Source organism: Tsukamurella pulmonis (assembly GCF_900103175.1).
GTDB lineage: Bacteria > Actinomycetota > Actinomycetes > Mycobacteriales > Mycobacteriaceae > Tsukamurella > Tsukamurella pulmonis.
The window spans coordinates 3,848,777-3,869,109 of record NZ_FNLF01000002.1; the positions used below are offsets into that span (position 1 = coordinate 3,848,777).

At 65.3% G+C, this 20,333-nt stretch carries 25 protein-coding genes; 15 read left to right on the forward strand and 10 right to left on the reverse strand.

Annotation, left to right across the window (positions count from 1 at the left end; translation table 11 throughout):
- Positions 1–12 precede the first annotated feature (12 nt).
- Genes BLQ62_RS18860 through BLQ62_RS18875 form a run of 4 tightly spaced genes read right to left on the reverse strand, consistent with a single transcriptional unit; the run spans position 13 to position 1,974 of the window.
- Positions 13–324: a hypothetical protein gene (locus BLQ62_RS18860; RefSeq protein WP_068567976.1), complete on the reverse strand. Its 312-nt coding sequence runs from the start codon at positions 322–324 to the stop codon at positions 13–15.
- The gene (locus tag BLQ62_RS18865; protein ID WP_083350821.1) at positions 321–554 is read right to left on the reverse strand and encodes a hypothetical protein; all 234 of its coding nucleotides are present in this window, start codon (positions 552–554) and stop codon (positions 321–323) included. The genes BLQ62_RS18860 and BLQ62_RS18865 overlap by 4 nt, the downstream gene beginning before the upstream one ends.
- The gene (locus BLQ62_RS18870) at positions 551–1,402 is read right to left on the reverse strand and encodes a DUF2637 domain-containing protein (RefSeq protein WP_068567972.1); all 852 of its coding nucleotides are present in this window, start codon (positions 1,400–1,402) and stop codon (positions 551–553) included. The genes BLQ62_RS18865 and BLQ62_RS18870 overlap by 4 nt, the downstream gene beginning before the upstream one ends.
- Entirely contained in the window at positions 1,402–1,974 is a 573-nt protein-coding gene (locus tag BLQ62_RS18875; RefSeq protein WP_197467322.1) for a recombinase family protein, read from the reverse strand. Before BLQ62_RS18875 ends, BLQ62_RS18870 begins: the two co-directional genes overlap by 1 nt.
- Positions 1,975–2,150: 176 nt before the next feature.
- Here BLQ62_RS18875 and BLQ62_RS18880 point away from each other — a divergent pair, with 176 nt between their 5' ends.
- The 10 genes from BLQ62_RS18880 to BLQ62_RS18920 all read left to right on the forward strand — a co-directional run bounded on the left by BLQ62_RS18880 (position 2,151) and on the right by BLQ62_RS18920 (position 9,627).
- A complete protein-coding gene (locus BLQ62_RS18880; protein WP_139184247.1) occupies positions 2,151–2,798 on the forward strand; it encodes a hypothetical protein in 648 nt (215 codons plus the stop codon).
- The gene (locus BLQ62_RS18885) at positions 2,785–5,106 is read left to right on the forward strand and encodes an ATP-binding protein (RefSeq protein WP_068567968.1); all 2,322 of its coding nucleotides are present in this window, start codon (positions 2,785–2,787) and stop codon (positions 5,104–5,106) included. The genes BLQ62_RS18880 and BLQ62_RS18885 overlap by 14 nt, the downstream gene beginning before the upstream one ends.
- 15 nt (positions 5,107–5,121) lie before the next feature.
- Positions 5,122–5,622 carry a hypothetical protein gene (locus BLQ62_RS23485; RefSeq protein ID WP_068567966.1) on the forward strand — a complete coding sequence of 167 codons (501 nt, stop codon included), beginning with the start codon at positions 5,122–5,124 and terminating at the stop codon, positions 5,620–5,622.
- A gap of 473 nt (positions 5,623–6,095) precedes the next feature.
- Positions 6,096–6,620 (forward strand): hypothetical protein, encoded by a 525-nt coding sequence (locus BLQ62_RS23490; protein ID WP_139184248.1) that lies wholly within the window; start codon positions 6,096–6,098, stop codon positions 6,618–6,620.
- Between the two features lie 33 nt (positions 6,621–6,653).
- Positions 6,654–7,133, forward strand: coding sequence for a hypothetical protein (locus BLQ62_RS18895; protein WP_139184249.1), 480 nt, complete (start codon positions 6,654–6,656; stop codon positions 7,131–7,133).
- Entirely contained in the window at positions 7,133–7,561 is a 429-nt protein-coding gene (locus BLQ62_RS18900) for a hypothetical protein (RefSeq protein ID WP_139184250.1), read from the forward strand. Before BLQ62_RS18895 ends, BLQ62_RS18900 begins: the two co-directional genes overlap by 1 nt.
- The gene (locus BLQ62_RS18905; RefSeq protein ID WP_068567958.1) at positions 7,558–7,899 is read left to right on the forward strand and encodes a hypothetical protein; all 342 of its coding nucleotides are present in this window, start codon (positions 7,558–7,560) and stop codon (positions 7,897–7,899) included. The genes BLQ62_RS18900 and BLQ62_RS18905 overlap by 4 nt, the downstream gene beginning before the upstream one ends.
- Positions 7,899–8,288 (forward strand): hypothetical protein, encoded by a 390-nt coding sequence (locus BLQ62_RS18910; protein ID WP_068567956.1) that lies wholly within the window; start codon positions 7,899–7,901, stop codon positions 8,286–8,288. The genes BLQ62_RS18905 and BLQ62_RS18910 overlap by 1 nt, the downstream gene beginning before the upstream one ends.
- 152 nt (positions 8,289–8,440) lie before the next feature.
- The gene (locus BLQ62_RS23495; RefSeq protein ID WP_139184251.1) at positions 8,441–8,653 is read left to right on the forward strand and encodes a hypothetical protein; all 213 of its coding nucleotides are present in this window, start codon (positions 8,441–8,443) and stop codon (positions 8,651–8,653) included.
- A gap of 194 nt (positions 8,654–8,847) precedes the next feature.
- The gene (locus BLQ62_RS18920) at positions 8,848–9,627 is read left to right on the forward strand and encodes a hypothetical protein (RefSeq protein WP_139184252.1); all 780 of its coding nucleotides are present in this window, start codon (positions 8,848–8,850) and stop codon (positions 9,625–9,627) included.
- A 133-nt stretch (positions 9,628–9,760) separates the two neighbouring features.
- Here BLQ62_RS18920 and BLQ62_RS23500 read toward each other — a convergent pair whose 3' ends face one another.
- Both BLQ62_RS23500 and BLQ62_RS23505 read right to left on the reverse strand, forming a co-directional pair.
- Positions 9,761–9,964: a hypothetical protein gene (locus BLQ62_RS23500; RefSeq protein ID WP_115391319.1), complete on the reverse strand. Its 204-nt coding sequence runs from the start codon at positions 9,962–9,964 to the stop codon at positions 9,761–9,763.
- 733 nt (positions 9,965–10,697) lie between these two features.
- Positions 10,698–11,552 carry a type II toxin-antitoxin system Phd/YefM family antitoxin gene (locus BLQ62_RS23505; RefSeq protein ID WP_139184253.1) on the reverse strand — a complete coding sequence of 285 codons (855 nt, stop codon included), beginning with the start codon at positions 11,550–11,552 and terminating at the stop codon, positions 10,698–10,700.
- 129 nt (positions 11,553–11,681) lie between these two features.
- Between BLQ62_RS23505 and BLQ62_RS18935 the strand changes: the two genes are divergently transcribed.
- Complete coding sequence (locus BLQ62_RS18935; RefSeq protein WP_068567944.1) at positions 11,682–12,167, forward strand: hypothetical protein; 486 nt, start codon at positions 11,682–11,684, stop codon at positions 12,165–12,167.
- Positions 12,168–12,251: 84 nt separating this feature from the next.
- Positions 12,252–13,175 carry a toll/interleukin-1 receptor domain-containing protein gene (locus BLQ62_RS18940; RefSeq protein ID WP_068567942.1) on the forward strand — a complete coding sequence of 308 codons (924 nt, stop codon included), beginning with the start codon at positions 12,252–12,254 and terminating at the stop codon, positions 13,173–13,175.
- Positions 13,176–13,285: 110 nt separating this feature from the next.
- Here the strand turns inward: BLQ62_RS18940 and BLQ62_RS18945 are convergent, their stop codons facing one another.
- Together BLQ62_RS18945 and BLQ62_RS23510 are read right to left on the reverse strand one after the other, a co-directional pair.
- Positions 13,286–13,645 (reverse strand): DUF6247 family protein, encoded by a 360-nt coding sequence (locus tag BLQ62_RS18945; RefSeq protein ID WP_082756793.1) that lies wholly within the window; start codon positions 13,643–13,645, stop codon positions 13,286–13,288.
- A 553-nt stretch (positions 13,646–14,198) separates the two neighbouring features.
- The gene (locus tag BLQ62_RS23510) at positions 14,199–14,657 is read right to left on the reverse strand and encodes a hypothetical protein (RefSeq protein ID WP_139184254.1); all 459 of its coding nucleotides are present in this window, start codon (positions 14,655–14,657) and stop codon (positions 14,199–14,201) included.
- 150 nt (positions 14,658–14,807) lie between these two features.
- On the opposite strand from BLQ62_RS23510, the gene BLQ62_RS23515 reads away from it, so the two are divergent.
- Positions 14,808–15,725: a DUF6602 domain-containing protein gene (locus BLQ62_RS23515; protein WP_139184255.1), complete on the forward strand. Its 918-nt coding sequence runs from the start codon at positions 14,808–14,810 to the stop codon at positions 15,723–15,725.
- Positions 15,726–15,794: 69 nt separating this feature from the next.
- A complete protein-coding gene (locus BLQ62_RS23520; RefSeq protein WP_133298647.1) occupies positions 15,795–16,046 on the forward strand; it encodes a hypothetical protein in 252 nt (83 codons plus the stop codon).
- Here the strand turns inward: BLQ62_RS23520 and istB are convergent.
- Entirely contained in the window at positions 16,043–16,870 is an 828-nt protein-coding gene (istB, locus tag BLQ62_RS18960; protein ID WP_068526535.1) for an IS21-like element helper ATPase IstB, read from the reverse strand. The genes BLQ62_RS23520 and istB overlap by 4 nt on opposite strands.
- Entirely contained in the window at positions 16,867–18,624 is a 1,758-nt protein-coding gene (istA, locus tag BLQ62_RS18965) for an IS21 family transposase (RefSeq protein WP_231703188.1), read from the reverse strand. The genes istB and istA overlap by 4 nt, the downstream gene beginning before the upstream one ends.
- Positions 18,625–19,229: 605 nt before the next feature.
- Here istA and BLQ62_RS18970 point away from each other — a divergent pair.
- Positions 19,230–20,243 carry an HNH endonuclease gene (locus BLQ62_RS18970; protein WP_082756255.1) on the forward strand — a complete coding sequence of 338 codons (1,014 nt, stop codon included), beginning with the start codon at positions 19,230–19,232 and terminating at the stop codon, positions 20,241–20,243.
- The last annotated feature ends 90 nt before the right edge of the window (positions 20,244–20,333 follow it).

Consider the following 20,333-nt stretch of genomic DNA (forward strand, 5'->3'; position numbering starts at 1 on the left):
TTCATCTCCGCCTCACTCATCGCGTTCACTTCGCCACAAGGTCCACAGGTCACCGGAGGATCCGTACGACTCCCCGAGGAGCCGCTCAACGAGCAGTACAGACTCCCAGTCCTCAAGCTCACCGAGGCCCGCCACGGCGATCTGCTCGACACGCTTCGCGCCATAGAAGACCTCGGACCAGCTGCGCATCTCCGCAATTGGTTCCAGCGCCGCGTACAACGCAGCCGAATCCCTGGCTTCATCGGCTGCGCGGCGGAGCCGCGCAGCCTCTGCGTCGAGCTTCTCCGCGCGCACGATCAGTTCGTCCGGCCATCCGTCGCTCATCGATGGCTCTTCTCGCCGCGGGGACCGACAGTCCGCCAGTAGAAGACGGCCAACTCCCGCTCCCACCGATCCACCATGTCGTCGAGACCGACCGCGCGAGCCTCCTCGGGTGCCACAGCGGCGAGGTGGTGCGCCGCGTTCACGGCCTCACCGAGCTTCATCATGAGGTTGTGCTCGGCATCGTGGGCGGCTCCGGTCGGCGGAGGTGCCGCGGGCATCGGGCGAGTCACGCGACCACCCTGATCGCCGGTCCATCGGTAGCCGGAAGGGCGTCACGGATCTTGGTCACGGTGCCGCGCGCAGCAATATCCGCGGCGGCGATGGACCTCACCGACTCACGTGCGTTGAGCCGGCGGATGACCTCTTCCACGACCGCCTGATCCACCTGGACCACCTCACGGGCCACGAGGTCCGCGGCCTGAGCCACCACCGGATCAGTCGGCCCGCTAACTGGCCCATCGCCGTCATCTGCGCTGTTCACGGGGTGGTCCACCGTGGACCAAGCGTGGGCCGGTACCGGTTTATCGGCGGCGACAGGCACCGTGTCGCCCAAGTCGATGTCACGCGTGCCCGGCGCGGTGTGGGCCACCGCGTGCTCCGGTTCGTGGGCCCGTTGGACCACCGATGTGGGCCGCGCGGCCGCGTCGTCCACGCGGTCCATCTCCTGGTCCACACCCGTCGCGGTCTCCGCCTCGAATCGGCTCAGGACCACCAGCGCCAGCGCCGTGACCGCCAGACCGCCGTCAAGCATCAACGGGAACAGTGCAGCGTCGAGCGGACCGTAGCCGTAGGCCAGGGCGAGGTCGCGCACTGCCGCGAAGCTGACCCGCGCGGCACCGGCGGCGATCAGTGCCACCGTCACGAGGATCGCCCAGTACGTCACGCCACTCGCGCGGATCCGGCCCCAGAGACCGACCAGGTGGGTGAAGGCCAGGAGAGCGATCGGCGCGGCGACGGCCATGATGCGCGGGCCGATCCCCGGGTGCGCATGGGCCACGTTCGCCGCGACCGACCCGACTGTGCCCGCGATCAGGAGTACCCATAGGAACCGACGGACCGGCTTGATCAGTTCGATCATCACGCCGCCGCTCCTTCGATCACCCGGTAGACAGTGCTCCGCGCGACACCGAGCACCCGAGCGATCTCGGTGCGCGGGCGGCCGGCGGCTGCGAGATCGAGGATGCTCCTCTTCTGGTCCTCGGTAATCGACGGGCGACCGCCGATCCGGCCTGCCGCACGCGCTGCCGCGAGTCCCGCATTGGTCCGCTCGCGGATCAGGTCCCGCTCGAACGCGGCGACGGCACCGAGGGTGTGGAACACGAGGCGTCCACTCGGTGTGGTGGTGTCGATGGCCTCCGTGATGGAACGGAGCTGCACCCCCTCCTTCTCCAGCCGCTCGGCGGTCGCAAGAAGATGCGCGAGGGACCGACCGAGGCGGTCGAGCTTCCACACGGTGATCACATCGCCCTCGCGCGCGTACGACAGGAGCGCTTCGAGTTCGGGCCGGGCGGCCTTCGCGCCCGAGGCTCGGTCGACCCAGGTGCGCTGGCACCCGGCCTTCTCCAGGGCGTCGAGCTGGAGCTGCGGGTCCTGGTCGTGCGTGCTCACTCGCGCGTATCCGAGGGTCGCCATCGACTCGATCACCTCCATTCTGTGTCATTAACGGGGCGCTGATCAATGAATCATTCGGACACGATTGTGGCACAGATTCCGGGCCGAAAACAGGCGACTTTCCGACCTGTACGTTAAACGTTCGTTTTTGACACACACCCCGCCTGAACTGCACCGCTACACCACATGAATATAAATAGGAACAATGGCAACCCTTGCTAGAAACAGCCCCCTCAGAGGGCTACTTTGGAATCATGTGGAGGATCATGATCGGAGTCGTCGCGGGAGGGTTCGGCGCGTCCGTCGCCGGGATATGGGGATTCTTCATTCCCATCGGCGGGAGCATTCTCTGGTACATCACCGCAGGCAAGGACACCTCCGGCGTGGTCCCCACCGGCGCGGCAACGACCCTCACCGACCGACGCGGATCCCTCGGCCCGGCCCAGGCCAGCTGGAACCGCGCCGCCCAAGGGGCGAACTGGGGCGTCTGGCACCAGCGCCCAGGACTGTTCGACCGCATCACCGTCGGCGGCATGAAGTTCAGCGCGGTCACGAAACACCGCGAGTGGCAGATCGCCCCAGGTAAGACGGTGTTCGTCCCCCACTTCTGCATCGTCGGAGGCCAGTTCCGCGAGGACGGGGACATGACGCTCGTCCTAGAACCCACGCACGACGGCCTCCACGAAGCTCCGCTCCAAGGCTTCGCCCCTATCGGGCTCGCGGAGTTCGGCGCGATGCGGATCGAGGGCGAGGTCCACCGGCATCACGATGTGGGACAGCGGTATTCGATCCATGTCACCAACACGCATCGACCACTCGACGACGGCCCGATCCTCAAGGGAGACCACGATGAGTGGCTCTGACTTCGACGACTTCCTCAACTGGGACAAGCCGAAGCAGACGGAACCCGCTCCGGCGCATGAGAACCCGTTCGTGACCTCCGCGCCCAAGAACAAGCCGGACCTATCAGAAACCGATAGGCCGGCGAGCCCGGCTCCCGAGGAACCCGAGCGAACCAAGCCGGAACCGACCTTCGACAAGATCGCCTCTGAACAGGGGGAACAGGTCGGCGGCAGCGGGAAGGTGATCCAGTCGGAGGGCTACGACGCCGACGAGGCCCCGAAGCCGAAGGGACGCGGCAAGACCAAGAAGCTAGCACCCGAGCCCGACGCGGCCAGCGACGCCGAACTTCTCAAGAAGATGCGTGCACGGTCCGCGCAGATCCTCCGCGACATGCCGAAGACCCAGGTGCACAAGCGGACGCGTGTCGGTGAGAGCCTGCGGCGCGACCTGCCGCCGGAGCAGGAAGCCCAGCTCACGCGGCAGTTTCTACGCAACACCTACGTGGGCAACCAAGCGCGGTGGCGCGAGCGCACCGCCGCTTTGAGCCTGTTCGCGCAGGTGCACCTCGCCGGATCCACGCGTGATGCTCTCCCCCATCTGGTCGACGTGCTGCTCACCCCGACCTTGGATGCGGTGGTGTTCCGCTGCACCTTCCCCGGGGCCGTGATCCAAATGTCGAACCCGTGGGGGACCGACATGACGGCCAGTCAGTCCACCATCGAGACTCCGGATCCCCGCGACGGGGGCGGGGAAACCTGGAATATCAAGGTCAAGCTGGGGGCCGCGATGAAGATCTGGGACCTCGACTTCCACACCCCACCGCCGGAGCCGCCCGACCCGATGGACGTGATCGCGGCGGAGGCGCCCGTGCTCGCCGCGGCGTTGGCGGACCGCGACACTCCCGGCTTCAACCGGTGGCGCAAGGTCGCAAAGTACGGAGAAATCACGAGGTCGGAGACCCGCCAGAAGGTGGTGGGCGGCAAGGCCGTCGCCTACGAATCCCATGCCGCTCCCCGCTTCGTCGATGCTGGCGTCGGCCTGCGCGGCCCGTGGATCGACATCGAGCCTGTGCACGCCCGCGGCCAGACCGTGGGAGACATCCAGTCCCGGGGTTCCCGGCTGGCGTCGGTCCTGCGCTGCCCGGACCTCCGGGTCGACGTGAGCGGCGGGGGGCAAACGGCGCGTTTGAACCTCAACACCAAGCCGCTCCAGTTCCCCGCCTTCGTCTCGGCGGAGCCCGAGGACTTCACCCGCCCGATCAGAGGAAACTCGGAAGCCAGCGTGGTGAAGGCGTACCGCGATCTCGTCTGGCCGCTGGGCGTCACCGCGGAGGGGCGGCGCCTGGAGAACCACCTCGCGACCGTGCCGCACACCCTGGTCTGCGGCACCACCGGCTGCGGCAAGACCCGGACGATGATGAGCGGCGTCACCGCCCTCTGTGTCCAGGGTGCGCAGATCATCGTCTGCGCCGCCAAGGCCGACACGTGGATGAAGCTCATGGCCCCGGGGCAGTCGCCCGGGGTCCTCCACGTCGCCACCTCGCGCGGCGGCATGCTGCGAGCGGTGGCGTACGTCCTGCACGAGACGCAGCGCCGGAACAACCTGGTCGAACGGGGCGTGAACCCCGAGTCGTTCACGCCGCTCGTGCTCCTCTTTGAAGAGCAGGCCTACTTCACGAAGGCCATGGCGACCGACCCCGCACTCAGGTCATACCTCCGTGCGCTGGAGAAGATCACCCTGGTCGGTCGGTCGCTCGGCGTGCACTTCATCGGCGCGTCGCAGCGGGTGGAGGACAAGAGCTTCTCCAACGCCTTGTTGGCGCAGGTCAGCAGCCGTATCGCTCTCGGAGAGAAGGAGGACATGGCGCTTTCGAAGCTGTTCGACGGATCCGAGGCCGCCGCCGAAGCGATGGCCAGCATCGCGAAGTCGATGAAGGGTCGCGGGGTCGTCCTCGACACCGACACCGGCGAGGTCGAGCTGATCCAGATGCCCTACATCTACTCCCCCGGCGCGAAGCCCGGTGAGTACGACAAGGCGACCCCCGAGATGCTGGCCAACTGGGAACGGTGGAAGACCGCGTTGGAGTCCACGCCGCGGATCCAGTCGCGCATCGGATGGGCCTTCGAGACCGGCGTCGCCGGAGCAGCGAATCCCTGGCAGGAAATGGATTGGGAAGACCTCGAAATGATCCGACCGATCAACCTCGACCGACAGGACGAGAACGGGGATTGGATCCCCGTTCCGGAACGGGCGATCTACGACCCGACCAGCTCCGAGTACCTGGGAGGCATTAGTAAGTCCTCCGGCAACCACGCCTCTATCGAATAAGGAGATACCAGAAACATGCCTCGTAAGGATCCCCACGCGAACCGCGCCGCGCGCGACTTCATGCAGCACCTGGTCCCCGCGTACACGGAGGAGCTGACCAGCGCAGTGAAGCCTCTGATCGAGCTGGCCAAGAAGTGCCGGGCCGACGATCACAAGCCCACCATCAACGAGGTTCACCAGGTCCTCCACGAGCTTCATCTGGCGCTGAAAGCAAGCGAAGAGATGAAATGGGAACTGCTTGCTGCAACCCGCCCCGCCGGGTCCAGCGTGGAGTACATTGCGCGCGCTTCACACACGGCGTACTCGAAGACGAAGGCTCGGCTCAGTATGCATCCGATCAGTCGGGCGAAGGGTGTCAACTTCGTCCGTGTAGATACCCATATGAGGGGTACGGGGGGTGCGGATTCTGATTTTTCAGATTTTCGATTTGTTGTTCAAAAAATTTCTCCCCAGGTTGTCGGTTGGGAACTGTGGTTTCCGGATTCTGTTGATCCTGACGGTGAGGTATCCACCTGATGCGTGTGCGTGCGGGCGGGTGCGCACGTGACGTGCGTGGGTGCGCGCAGGTGCCCGCCCGCTCAGGTGGATCAAGGATCCTCGGGATGTTTCTGGGGGTCGGTCCCCGGCGGGCCGGTCGGTGTGCGCATCTGCACCGTGGGGGTCTGGTAGGTGGGTTTTCGACGGTTGGGGCTCCCTCCGAGGGGGCCAATACGGCTGACATGGCCCCCTCGGTCGATCTGGGATCTGGGCCTGTTCGGGCCCGCCGCGGCACCCGGCCCGACCACACAGACGCTCTGTGTCGAGCAGTCCTGGGTTGCACCCCTCGGCCCGGTCTGAGAAATGGCTCTGCCAGCACGAGTATCCCTGCCAGTGGCCGACGAAACTATTAGGAACTGATAGGTCGCCGGCCAGGACCTCAGGGCTCAGAAACTCGTCGGCACAGGCCCCTCCGGATCACTAAAATCAGGGACGGACAAGAAAGGAGATCCGTGAACCAGAAGAAGCTCGCATCCACCGTTGTCACCGTCGGCGTCCTCGCCTCATCGGTGGCGGGGTGCAGCGAGAAGAGTCGCCCACTCAACGAACGGGTATTCACCGACGTGATCTGCATGAAGGTGTACACCTCGGGCGGCTCTGGTAGCAATTGCGGCACCGTGCTCAGCGCCAGCTCCGCGGACTTGGAGAAGTGCATCCCGCAGAACCCCGCGAGCCCGATCAGCAGCCTCCAAGAACTCGCACGGTACTGCCCTTCCGTGGCATCTCGGATCACCGCGAACAACAATTCTTCCGGCGAATCCACTCCGTCGCCGGGGACCGACACCACCAATGCGGCCGAGGTGGCCTCTGTCCCCGAACGCATGTCGGACCTCGGAGATACCGTGAAGGCGGTGGGACTCGGGATTATCGGACTGGTCGCGGTCACCATCTTGGGGTTCTGGATAAGGGCCCGCCGGGACCGACAGAATCGGACCGCCCAGCGGGCACATGCCGCCGAACATGGCTGGCACAGCTGAAACACAAACTGTCAAAATGAAATGGAGAAATACATGACACACATCCGAGACTGGGCCATCGCGGAGCTGGAGTACTTGACCGCGCACCCCACCACACCCGGGCATGCTCAGCGGCACAACGACGCCGTCCGTGCCCTCGCCGCCACCCCCGCAACCTCCACAGGCGACCGGGCCGTCGACGGCCCCGCCTCGGCATGGGACGACCTCTGGATGGCCGTCGCAGACCTGCTCAACGCCCGCGCGCACCAGGCCGCGAGTGTGTACGCGACGAACCTCAGCTTCTTCGACGGCGATGTCGCTGGGCATCGCGCGCACGAGCTGATCGAGCATCGCCGCCCGGCCCTCATGGATGCGGTCAAGGCCGCTGCGTTCGCCCCAGCGGGCAAGGAGAGCCATGTCGCCATCGAGCAGGTGTGGGCCGCGACGGACAGCAGTTTCGTCTCCCAGGTGGCCACCGAGATCGCGATGGTCGAGCTGGCGCGCTGGTACAGCACCTGGCGGGAGGCGGCGTGATGGAGGACATCGGCATCGCCATCCTCGTCGTCGTGCTGGTCGGCCTGTTCGTGTGGGGCGGGATCCGGGGGCAGAAGGAGTCGAAGCGACGCGCGGCCCTCCGTCCACCGGTCCCGACGATGGAAGAGCGCATCGTCGAGCGGTCGCGCGCAATCACCTACGAGGTCTTCATGCCCGCGGTGTGGCCCAGGGTCGAGGAGATCCACGCGCGCCCGGATGTGGCGAGCATGAGCGACTCGCAGCGCACCAGGATCACGGATGGCCTGATGGACTACTACACGGCGCTCATGGATGAAACAGTCACGTATCGCAATTGGCTCTGGGACGCAGGCCGTCGCGACGAGGCCACCGCACCCGCACCTCCTGCTCCCCCGCCACCGCCCGAGATCCTCGCCGCCGCCATCTCCGCTGGAAGGAGCGCCGCATGAGCGTCGTCGATGTGTTGAAGTGGGTGCCGCTCGGCATCATCGTGGCCGTCGTGTTGCTGTACCTGGTGGTCCAGTGGGATGCCAAGCACCAGGACGATCCCGGGCCTCCGCCGCCGATGCCGCGCCCGTACGGCGACTTCGGTCCGATCGGCACCACGCAGCCTGGGCCGACGGCTCCGTCTGCGCCCACTGCACCGTCGGCACCCTCCGCGCCTAAGGGGACCGACACCAGCCAGGGCCAGTTCGACCCGAAGGACCGCTCACCCAATGAGGACCAGTTCGCAGCGAAGCCCTTCGCCCCGAAGGATCTCACGCCCGACGCCGACGGGTTCATCTGATGAGCGGGGGCCTCATCGACGACTTGCAGGCCGCGGCGGCACGGATGGGCCTGCCGCCGCTGGAGTTCCATACGCACCTGGCCCAGCGGATCCAGGCGGGTGACGTGCAGGATCTGGTGACGGGCTACATGGACTTGCTCGCGGAGTATCAGGCAACCCGGGTCTGGTTCCTCGACGTGCTTGATGCCGCGTTCGAGGCCGGGTGGACTCGCCGCCCGGGGATCCATCACGGCCTCCCACTCGACCCGCCGGCGGGGACCGACACCCCGTGGATCAAGCTCGCGGCCATCGATCCTGGGAACCTCACGTCGGTGAAGCGGTTCGCCGGGAAGCTCTGTCGCGCCGGGGTCACCGTGCCCGAGCCGCCAACGGCGCAGGCTGCGGCGTGAGGACCAACGAGATCATCTTCTTCGGGTACATGGCCTTCGTGATCCTGCTGATCTGGCTCCTCCCCGCTGGCCCTGGCTCCGTCGGGTCCTCGCCGGCACGCGGACCAGCCGGGGGCCGGCGAGTCGGTCCCCTGAGACCGAGGGGCGCTGACGTGGACCGCGCCAGGATGATCGCTGCTGCCCAGGCCGCCGGGTGGACGCTCGTGAAGGGCCGCAAGCACTACAAGCTCATGCCGCCCGAGGGGACCGACGCCCGCTGGATCAACCTAGCCGCGACGCCGTCGGACCGCCGCGCCGCCGCGAACACCGCAAGCCGACTGCGCCGTGCCGGTGTCCCGGTGCCTCACAGGAGCGGGCACCGGTGAGCACGGTTTGGAACGCCGAGTGCAGGGCCCTTGATGATTCAATATCAGGTCGCGCCCAGCGGTATAGACCAGACCACACGTGACGCCGCGCGTTCCATCGGCAACAACACCGGCCTGGTCATCACCGCGCCGAGCAGGCCGCGTTCGACTGCGGCACCCCCGCCGCTCCCGGCAGGCGGCGTAGGATCGCCGCTATGGGGACGTTCGACGTCAATTGCGCGATCACCAGTGTGTGCCTCGGGTATTCGGAGGCGGTGTGGGTACCGCTACGGTGGTTGGGACCGCAAGGCTGTCGACCGCTGGGGCTTGCAATGAAGGGCCGCTACGACGGGTACGGCGGCATCAACAGCATGGTGGACTCGGCGAACACGGCTCCGTTAGTGGCGTTTTTCAATGGGCTCGATAGCGAGCGGCTGTCCCTGGAGGATCAGTTTTACCGGTATCGGCAAGATACGATTGCGGAGGTCTGCGCCCCGATCGCGGAGAACACCGCCCTCTGGTTCGCGTGGCGAGCCGAGAATGGCGATAGTGACGACAGTGGGTCGATGGCTTCACTTGATGGTGTGCCGTTGGTGCACGCTCTGATCGCGCGAGACATCTGGGACGCGATAGTTGCTGCAGACGTCGACGGGGTCTCGTCGATCCCGGCTGCGACGTTGCTAGCCGAGCTCGCAGACCCTGTGCTTGATGAAATCTATTCTGTGCACGTATCTGACGTTGAGCAGGACCTGCGCGAGCTCGTGGCAGTTGACCGCTTCTTACGCGGACGCGGCCTTCCATGGAAGACGCACACCGAAGGAGACGTTGACTATGCAAATCAGCAGTCGGCGTCAGATTTGGAGCACTGGCTAAACTGGGCTTACCAGCGCTACGGCGACGATCCGGTACTGCGGTCTGGTATCGATGCGCATGCGGTCGATGTGCGGCGGGTGCGTGACGAGGAAGGCGATATGCTCGCAAAGTGGGGGCTGTAACCCGGCACTGTCAACGTGTCGACCCCGCTATCGGCGGCCGGTCCAGGCGCAGGTCGAAGGGCAGAACTCGGTAGCACCGCGCACTGGCCTCAACGTCCTGCAGATCATCATGATCAGCGCCGCACCGAGGAGGTCACCGGTGACGGCGCGGTGGTCGGGGTTGCAGGCCCTCACGGGGGACCGACAGTCCCCGCTCGACGATCTCTTGCACCTCTGGCGGCAGATCGCGGTGTTGGTACGTGCGCCGGACCGTCGGCTCCTCGGCGGCGCGGCGGAGGGTCTCGCGCAGCTCGGGGCTCTCGTCGTACTCCCGCTGGGCGTCGTGGTCGCTCGTCATGAGGTTCCTATTTCTTGAGACATGGTGTAGCGCTGGCACATTCGCGCCTCGTCAACTACAGTTGACACCAGTCGATACCTGATCTCGGAGGCCCCATGAAGCTTCTCACCCGCCTGGCCTGCGGCGCAGCCCTGTTCAGCGTCGTCGCGGTCACCAGTTGCTCGCTGCCGCCCGAGCGCCCCGCCGCAGCAGGGGGACCGACCAGCAGCACAAGCACTCGAACGATCTACTGCCCCTCGCCGGGCGAGGGGAACCCGTCTGACCTGTGCCAGGCCCACGCCGCCGGGGTCGGCCTGGATACTCCACACCAGCGGGTGCACGTTGTCACGTGCCCGCCCTCGGGAAGCGGGAGCGCCCCTGCTGGGTGCCTGTCGCACGAATCCGCGGTACCGATCCCGGCCGGGGCGGGGACCTACGGGACTCCGGTCCCGGCGGGACCGCGCTAGGACACATGCGAAAGAGGCCGTCAGCTTCGATGCTGACGGCCTCTTCTGACGCCAACCGACCTGGTCGGAAACACAACAGCCCGGGGCACACACCCCCGGGCTGTTGCCGCACTGGTACCGAATGAGTGGGTCCCTAACCTCGCTCGGGATCCACAGTACCATCGCGACCCGACTGACGTGAGCGTGTCATATTGTGGCCCAATAACTTTGACTACACCAAGCGAATCAGAATAGGAACATGTCGGTCCCCGCTGCAACCACTTGTCCTCCGCGGCCCGATCCTGCTTCTAGGCGGGCTGCGCCGAGTACCACCCGTTCTCGCACGCGAGCCGGCCTTGGTCGACCAGCTCTGCCAGTATCAGAGCAAGATGGGGCAGCAGATCAGCCGGGAGCACCTTCGCCGCAGTCGCGAGTGTCCAAGGTTCCTGACGACGGGCAGCCCAGCGAAGAACGGACGCTTTGCGTTCTCGCCAGGCATCGATACCAGTCATGTTCAGCATCTCGTCGGGGATGAACCGCGGAGGACGCCTGTATGGCTCAGGATTGGGATCATCTATGTCGGGGACACGCTGAATGTCTCCAAGATCGCATGCGTAGGGAGCTACACCCAGCAGTAACGCAGCCTCCGCTCCAACAAGCCTGCTCCGCATGCCGGCCAGTAGGTGATCGCGGATATCGCCTTCAACGGCATGGGCAGCGTGGGGCAGCCCCATCGTTACAGCGTGGACGACATCCTCCACGGCGGGCACACCTACTTGGCTGCCGGTATCCGCAGCCTCCTCGAAGCCTCGCAGAACCTCCACGAAGTAGTCCGCGAAGTAGCCGACCAGGCTAGCGCGCTCTTCCTTCCACAGGTGCCAGAAGATCGATCCGGCCGGATCTCCAGCCCCAAGGACGTTTCCCACCTCGACGAGCCACTTCGCCTCATGCAACAGCGCCCTGAGGGCATAGGTTCCGAAGACGCCATACGGCACAAGTACGCCCTCTGGCTGTTCTCCCTCCACGAACGAGGGAGGCGTCAGATACGCCTGGACGCGTCCGTGAGAAGTGATGGGGACGACGACCCCTGCCTGCGCAGTAGCGATCATCGACGCGAACTTTGCACGAGCGTCGCTCGCTGAAACAGGCTCAGCATGAGTCATGTACATAATTGTACGAAACTGTACACGGCTGTGCAACGTGCTTCGCTGGATGACTTCCCAGGCCCGACACGGGCCTGAACGGGCGCCACGTGATGCGCACGAGCCCGTCGAGACACATACCCTTCAGGCGTGACTGACCTCGACAACGAGACCAACTTCCAAGTCGACGACGACGGATTCGTGCTGCTCATCACCCCCGACAGCTACGACAGTTACATCGACAGGAACTGGACCCTCGAACAGATCACGACCCGCTTCACCGAGCAGATGACGGCCAGATCGATGTTCGCCGCGTACGTCGGCCAGGACGCTGCGCTACATCAACTCACCTACGGCCCACCGGCCCTGTCTGCTGTGGTGGCTCGCGAGGCGTCGTCCGTCGTCGATGTCGCAGAAGGTGGTCTCTGGCTCACCGACTACACCCAGATCACGATGGCCGCGCAGTTCGAGGACGAGCAGCCCATCGGTACGTACTCGACGCGACTTCCCGTCGATCCCGGTCGATACGAGGTTCGGCTCCACCAGCTCGACACCGGCGCGCTGCACCTGACGGTCGTCCCGTCCGCGGTAACAGCGCACATCGCGCAACACTCGGTGCCGTGGTTCGACCTCTGACTGGGAGGGTGTCGGTCCGCGAACTCAGCCCGGCGACCCGCCCAAATCTGGGAACCTCGGCGGAGGCCGACCGATAGGAGAACCGTGAGCGCAGATCTGTTCATCTCGTATGCGTGGACCTCGGACCAGCACCGCCAGTGGGTGCGGCTTCTCGCGAGCCAACTCAAGGCCCTCGGGTTCGACGTGCTCATCGATGCCGATCTTGACTACGGTGACCAGCTCACGGGCTTCATGCGCCGCGTCGTCGACAGCAGGCACGTGCTGCTCATCGTGGATGACAACTACGTGGATCGAGCAGACAATCGTCCCGATTCGGGTGTGAGCCAGGAGAACCGATCAATCTCGGAGGTCTACGCCGAGCGGCCTGATACCTGGGTCGCCGTGCTATTCAAGGACAACCTGAATTTCCGGCTCCCGGCGTGGCTTGCGGAGGATCAACCGAAAGGGATTTCGTTCAACTACGATCCGTCCTCGCCAGCCGACTTCCCCGGCTCCGAACAGGTCGAGGACCTGTGGCGGTGGATCGAGGGACTACCCGCGAACCGTGACAGCGCCACACCTGTCGCCACACTGCGGGAGCGGGCCGCGCGGCTCGAAAGGCAGGCTTTGCGGACTGAGCCGTCCCAGTGGCGGAATCCGTCAGTGGAAGGCGAAGTGCGCTTCGCATTCGCCGACGCGCCAGGTAACGCATACCGATGGGGTCTCGGAGACTCCGAGTTCGCGTTCAAAGCGACCTCCCACGGACCGGACTCGATCTACGTGTACAAGGACCAGATCAAAGCTGTCGGGATACTCCGAACCGATGGCGTCGACGATCACGAACTCGCTGGACAACTGGTACCCGGACGCAGCGTGATAGCGCGCGAAGGCGACACCGTGGTGCTCATGAACGAGCACGGGCGACTAGCCACCGTGGAGATCATCAAGGTTCAACACGAGAACATCTACGGCGGCGAATACACCGCTCCATTCGTCGAGATCCGATGGAAGGTCGTCGCCGCTTCGTAGGTCGGTGGCTCGTCGGAACCGCATCTCGCAGGTTGCGGTCGTCTTCGATCCCGGCCTCGTCAGCCCGGACCATCTGGACCATCAGTTGGTCTAGGCGCGCTCTACCTCGCTCAAGAGATGCGGAAGCGCCTGGGCGGATGGCCCAGCCAGTACCCGCGGAGCGCACCGTCGCGGACTCGCCGCTCCACCTCGTCGCAGGACACCCCAAGCTGCTTCGCTGCCTGCCCGAGCGTCAATCCGGGTTCTGACATGCATCGGTGAGCAAACGCCACTTCCTCCACCGGGACCGGATCTGACGCCAGGACTGCCGCGGCCCACCACCGGGTGAGGACCTCATCGATACGAGCGGCATCGAAGTCGATTTCGGTGTCCGCGAGCGCCGCACGAAACTCCACCTCGAACGCGGGCAGCTCGTCGGGCGCAGCCTCCCGCAGGGCCTCACGGATCGCAGGTCCGGTGCGCTCGATCACGTTGAATCCTCCTATCAGCGCGGTTGGATCTCTTGGGCGTCAAGTGCTGCAAGCACACGTCCCGGGTGGGCGACGACGCTGAACATCGAGCTGACCCACCGAGCCCATCGAGCCGGGTCATCGCCGTCGAAGCCGATCACGGATGCGAACGGTCCCTGGAGGTTTACGGGCAACAGCTCAACCAAACTGGAGGCATGACGACCCGCCGTCAGGACCCGCGGAGACGGCAGCGGCGGCGCTAAGGACCTGAGAAGGTCATTGCGCCCTAGCAGGTCGCTAGCTTCTCTGTCGGGCGCGTCGGGCGATGCCGCCTCGATCACCCGAAACGCGGCGCACCCAATCAGTGTCCACTGCATCGTCTAGAGGCACTTCAATCCGCTGTACGCCTGCGATGGCATCGCGCCCCAAGGCCAGGGAGACGCCGCCACGGTCCTCGAAGTAGTTGAGGTACCTCGCGATATGGATCCCAGGCGGGCAGATCTCATCGAGGGGGACATCACCAGCACCGTTACTGGTCTCACGCGTCCACCCCTCTCGAACCACCGCCGACGGTTCAGGGTGCACCCGGTAGAAGGTAGAACTGACTCGCGAGGTCGTTCTGGTTCCTCATACGCCTGAGCATGTTCTCGACGGCAGCCTCGTACGTGCCGACGTGAAGCGCCTTGGCCTGTTGCCGAGCGGACCATTCCTTGACCACCCGGGGCCCGCCCAGCATCCGACGCGTTCGCGCGTCTAGATCCGCCGCGGGGTCAAAGTTCCTGGTAGGCCAGTCAGAGAACGTACTGGTGTGATACCAGAAGAGCCTGGTCACCAGCTCGTCATCCAAGGCTGCGTCGTCAGGATCGACAGTGACGCGAGGCGCGTCTTCCGGTTCACAGTTCACGCCACAGCCGGGGCAGCGCTCGGCTCCCTCACCCCAACGTTCGAGCCACGCCAGGTCCACCCGCCACCGTCGCTCACACCGGTCGCACAGCATGTGCCGGTCACGCGAGAAGTCGATCCGCCGTTCCATACCACCATTCTCGACTGTGCTGCCGACGCAGCCCGAGAAACCAGGCGATCTAGTTCACCCGATGTCGGTCCCCGTCATGCCCTGGGTCGAGAAGCTACCCCCGCGCTAGGAATACCCACCGGGCGTCCCAAGCGCGGCGATAATCACTCCGTGCCGACTCCAGAGTTCAATGAGACCGACCGATCCACGTGGTTCGACGAGTTCACTCGCCGGCTTGCCGAGGACTACGTCCGCGCCCGTAACCGGTACGTTGAGTCCCATGGCGCTTCGAACCAAGAGGCAGGTCACATAGGTGAGGCCGGATGGCGCAGGGTCCTCGAACAGTGGCTGCCACCTCAATACCACGTTGGCACACGGAAGTACCTGGTCGCGGACTCTCGCGCCGGTGCAGCCCTGTCCAAGGAGGTAGACCTGATCGTGTACCACCCGTCGTACCCTCAGGGCTTCCGCGACCAACCGCACGTGCTCGCTTCGGGGGTCGTTGCAGCGTTCAGCGTGAAAATGACTCTCGATGCGGCTGGCATCAGAGAAGCGTGCGAATCCGCGGCCGAGCTCCGAGCGCTTATGCCAACTCCCGATCGCACTCTCAGAGACGAGCTGATCTCGCCAATCCTGTTCGGCGTCCTCGCCCATTCACACGCTTGGCAGGGCGCAACCTCACGTCCTGCTGCGAACATCGAGCGAGTCCTCCAGGAGTACGCGCCTCGCAACCCACGGGAGTCTGTTGATGTCGTGTGCGTGGCCGACCTTGGCTGCTGGACCAGGCTGACGCTCGTCATGCTCGATCACCTGCTCGCTGCGATCCAGACTCAGTCGGGCGGGGCAGTCGTCGACAGCCCACATGTAAGCGACGGACTCTTCTCGAATGAAGCAGATCCACCACTCGGGGTGCTCGTCGCACACGTCATCGGGCGTTTCGCAAAATTCGATCCGACCCTGCGTCCGATAGCTACCGCGCTCAAGGGTTTGCTGCCGTCAGGTTCATCTCGACTACGCGTAGGGCACCGATGGCCCCTCGAAGATGCCCTCAGTGCCGAAACACTCGAATGGCTGGCTATGTCAAGTTGATCTGGCCCCGGTAGGGCGGTTTCATTCGGCCCCACCTGAGTGGGGCCCTGAGCCGCTAGAGTCCGGGGTGTGGATGGGCGGCCGCGGGTGCGCAGTGTGGTTGCGCCGACTGGTTGGGATCGCGAGTCGGTGCGTGCGTATGCCGAGTTCGTGATCGCGCGTGATGATCAGCTCGGTGATCAGGTATCGGTCCGGGTGAAGATTAAAGACGGGGAGCCACTGCCGAACCTGACGACCCGGTGGACCGTGGTTTATGTCACTCACCAGAACCGGGCCTTGCGCCGGCATCTGTCGGTAGTCAAGGACGAACGCCGCGCTTAGCCCGCGGTAGCTGCTGCTTCGGTGTGAGCCAGGCGGTAGCTGTGAGTGCCGGTTTCGATGATGGTGCCGCGGTAGGTGAGCCGGTCGACGATCGCGGCGCAGAGTCGTGGGTCGGTGAAGGTGTCTGTCCAGCCGGAGAAGGACTGGTTGGAAGCGATCGCGACGCTGTTCTTCTCTTCGCGTTCGGTGAGGACTTGGAAGAGCAGTTCGGCGCCGCGGCGATCGAGTTCCATGTAGCCGAGCTCGTCGATGATGAGCAGGTCAACGCGGCCGTAGCGGTTGATGGTCTTCGCGAGCTGCTTCTCGTCAGCGGCCTCGACCAGCTCGTTCACTAGTTTGGTGGCGAGGGTGTAGCGGACTCTAAAGCCTTGCTCGGCGGCAGCGGTTCCCAATCCGATCAGCAGATGGGATTTGCCGGTTCCGGAGTCGCCGATGAGGCAGAGCGGCAGTCCGTGGCGGATCCAGTCGCCGGTGGCGAGCTGGTGGATGGTGGCGGGTTCGATGTCGGGGTTGGCGTCGAAGTCGAAGTCCGCCAGCCACTTCTCCCGCGGGAACCCCGCGGCTTTGACGCGGCGAACAGTGGAGCGGCGGTCCCGGTCGTCGACTTCGGCGAGCAGGAGTTCGGCGAGGAACCCCTGGTAGGACAATTGCTGCTTGGCGGCGGCGGTGAGGTGCTGGTCGATCATCGACCGCACTGTCGGCAGGCGTAGGCGCCGGCAGGCCTGGTCAACGGCGGCGAGGGCGGCTTCTTCGGTGAGGCCGCCCCGGCGGCGCAACGACGGGGCCAGCGCATTCGTCTGGTTCTTATTGGCGGTTGCGGTCATAGCCGGGTGGGCCTTTCAATCGGTGGTGGGTCCAGCGACTCAATCGGTGGTGGGTCCAGCGACGCAGGTAGCGCGTCGGAGGCAGTGCGTCGCCGGTGCTGCGGGAGCAGGCGGTCGTAGGCCGTAACGCTGGGCAGCGGTCGCCGGTCGGGTGGCAGGCCGGCGATCACCGCCGCGGGGTCTGCGAGCCGTCGTTGGGTGAGGCTGACAACTCGTTGCTCGCGTCGTTCGGCATGGCGATCGAGATGACGGCCAGCGTTGGCCCCACCTGTCTGGTCGGCAGCGACCGAGGCGTGCGCGAGCAGGCGGGCTTCGGCGCGGCGAGCCTCAACGGCGACGACCTCGGCGCTCACCGCCCCGACCCGCAATGCAGCATCGATGCCGGCGATCACCGCCGCGGCGGGCAGGCTGCGGTGCAGCAGCAGGACGTCGATCAGCTCGCTGGTGCCGTCGGTGTCGCCGTTGACTCGTCGGGCGGCGGCCCAGAACGCATCATGGCTGGCGGTGAACACCCCGGCAGCGCGGGCCTGCGCCAACGCCGTTGATCCCGGCAGGGCACCGGGTTTGAACTTGAGCACCTCGAGGTAGTGGTCGAGGTCGATCTTCGCGGTGCCGCGGCCGGCGACCCGTGGATGCCGCGCGACCAGGGTCCGGCCGTCGTAGACCAGCAGCTGGGAGGCTTGTAGTGAGACGCGGACTCGGCGGCCGATCAGGTGCGCCGGCACCGAATACTTCACCATCCGAACGGTGATCATCGCCGACCGATCGACCCGTGGTGTGAGGATCAGGCCCGGGTCGAAATCCTCCACCGGCAGCGGCGCGAGCGCTGCTCGGTCGTGCTCGTAGTCCTGGCCGATGGTGCGCAGTCGTCCGTCGATCCGGCGGCCCTCGTCGCGGTCCTCCCAGGCTTTGATCTGCTCGTTGAGCTCATCGAGGGACTCGACCTGCGGCATTGGGGTCAGCCGGTTGCGGCGGAACCATCCGACCTCGCCTTCAACGCCGCCCTTCTCGTGCGCCCCGGCGATGCCGGGCTGGCAGTAGAACGGATCGAATCCGTAGTGCGAGTGAAACAACGTCCACCGCGGGTTCTCCTGTCGCCGCCGGTCTCCGCCCTGCAGGACCGCGACCACCGCCGAGGTGAGATTGTCGTAGCGGATATGCCGGGTCGGGACCCCGCCGAGCTCGCGGAACGCCTCGACGTGCCCTTCGAGGAACGCTTCCTGCCCGCCGGTCGGATAGACCCGGTGAATGGCCTTGCCCGAGTGCGAGAGCCGGTAGACGAACATGTGGCACTTGGTCTTCACCCCGCCCAGGATCACCCAGACCTCGCCGAAGTCGACCTCCGCCTCCGCGCCCGGGGCGTGGTCCTGGGCGATGAACACCTCCGTCCGGCGGCCGGCCTCCACCTCGATCTGCGCCCGCCGGACCCGCACGTAGTCCCGCACCGTCGAATACGACAACTCGACCGCATCGTGCTCGATCGCCAGGCGTTCCCGGATCCGCGTCGCGGTGTGCCGCTGCTTACGCGGAGCATCCAGATCCGACCGCAACATCTCATCAATCGCCGCCTTGAACCGGTCCAACCGCGGCGACGACCGCTCCGGCGTCTTCCGCGGCGGCGGCTCCGCCGATGACAACGCCTGCCGCACCGTCCTCCGGTGCACGCCATGCTTGCGAGCCAACGCCCGGATACTCATGCCCTCGACCCGGGCGTCCCGCCGGATCTGCGCGAACAGCTCCACCTTCGATCCCATCATTGGCCACCACCTGCTTCGGCTCGGAAACGATGTTCACGAGCAACCATCAGGTGGGGCCAGATCAAACCGTCGCAACACCACCGGCGAGTCGCAAACGGGGCCAGGTCTAGCCGTCGAGCCGGGGCCTCTTCAAGCTGTCATAGCCAAATGGCTGCACCACGGCGCAGATCAATTACCCGAGTGGGACCGCCTGTACTAGCCAGGCGTGTCGGTCCCCGGTCGTACGTCCGGCCATGCCCTGGGTCGAGAAGCTGCCGATGAGCTGCCCGCAGTGCGGCGTGCCGTACCGCCCACGTCGGGTTCTCCTCGGCTTCGACAACCTCACCCGGCGGCGCACCCTGTACTGCCGCGATTGCGGCCACACCGTCGCCGTGGTGACGCACCTGGTGTGGCGTGATCGTAGCCGCGATGGCGCTGACCGGACTCGGGGAGCTACACCAGAGGAACAGGAATGCGAACGCCGGCCTGGGGACCGACAGGAACAACAACAGCCCCTCACGCGTTGAGCACCCCTTCACGACGGTTCGCGGATCCCGGGCACCCAGGAATTGATAATGTCCGTTCGCTCACGCTGAGAAACACGCGAAGGACCCACGCCGCACATGCCATATCTCGTAGCACTCATCATCGTCATTGCGATCATCGCCGCCGTCGTCAAGTTCATCCTGAAGCTGCTGCCTACGTTGCTCGCCGTCGCGGGCGCAGCCGCCGCTGTCTACGTGACGTACCGCGCGATCCGCTACATGCGGATGAAGCGTTACTTCGCCAGTGAGCCCTTCCAAGCGCAGAAGGTTCGTATCGCGGGCGTAGTCAACGAGCACAACGAGATCGCCAGCTACGTCAGCGAGATTCGACACTCGGGATCCTTCCAACTGGGCAGATCGTCGACCGGGCAACACGCGCACCTCGCACGATTCGAGAACACCAGCAGGCACCAGTACCAGCGTGACCGCAACACCGCGGATTACGGGGCGACCAATGTCCACAACTGCTCACTCCAGGTCGTGCGCAGCGCCAGCTCCGACCCACTCAAGTACGTGATGAAGTACTTCAGCATCAAGCCTGATGAAGAGCACCTCACGGCGGTTGAGGCGTCCGGTCGGGACATCAGCCGCCTGGAGAACGCGCTCGCGAACCTCCAGACGCGCGAGCAGCAGATCACCCAGTCGTTCACCCCACCAGCATTCATACTCAAGCACTACGCGGACGAGTTCATGAAACAGGTCGGCGTCGCCCTTTCGCCCATCGAGGTCCCCTACCCCCGCTATGTATTCGAGTACGTCAGCGCGGGAGGCAACAGCTCCCAACGAACCGTCGTCGACATGCACGGCCAGACCATCGACGCGCTGATAGAGATGATGGCGCAGCGGATCCGGTTCCGGAACAGCGCCGCAGGCCAACGCGCACTGATGACCTCCTCACTGCGGAACTCGATCAAGGCACGCGACGGGTACGCCTGCCGGAACTGCTCGGCATCGGTAGCGGTCGAGCCGAGCCTGCTCCTGGAGATCGACCACATCATCCCGGTGTCGCGCGGCGGCATGTCAACCGCCGACAACCTCCAGGCACTCTGCTGGCGATGCAACCGTTCGAAGTCAAACAAGATGCCGGCCTAGGCCCCCGGCGGACCCGATGGTCACTGCAGCTCGTCACGTAGCTGGTTCACCACCGCGCCCAGCGCCTCGATCTGCCACGCCAGGTACACC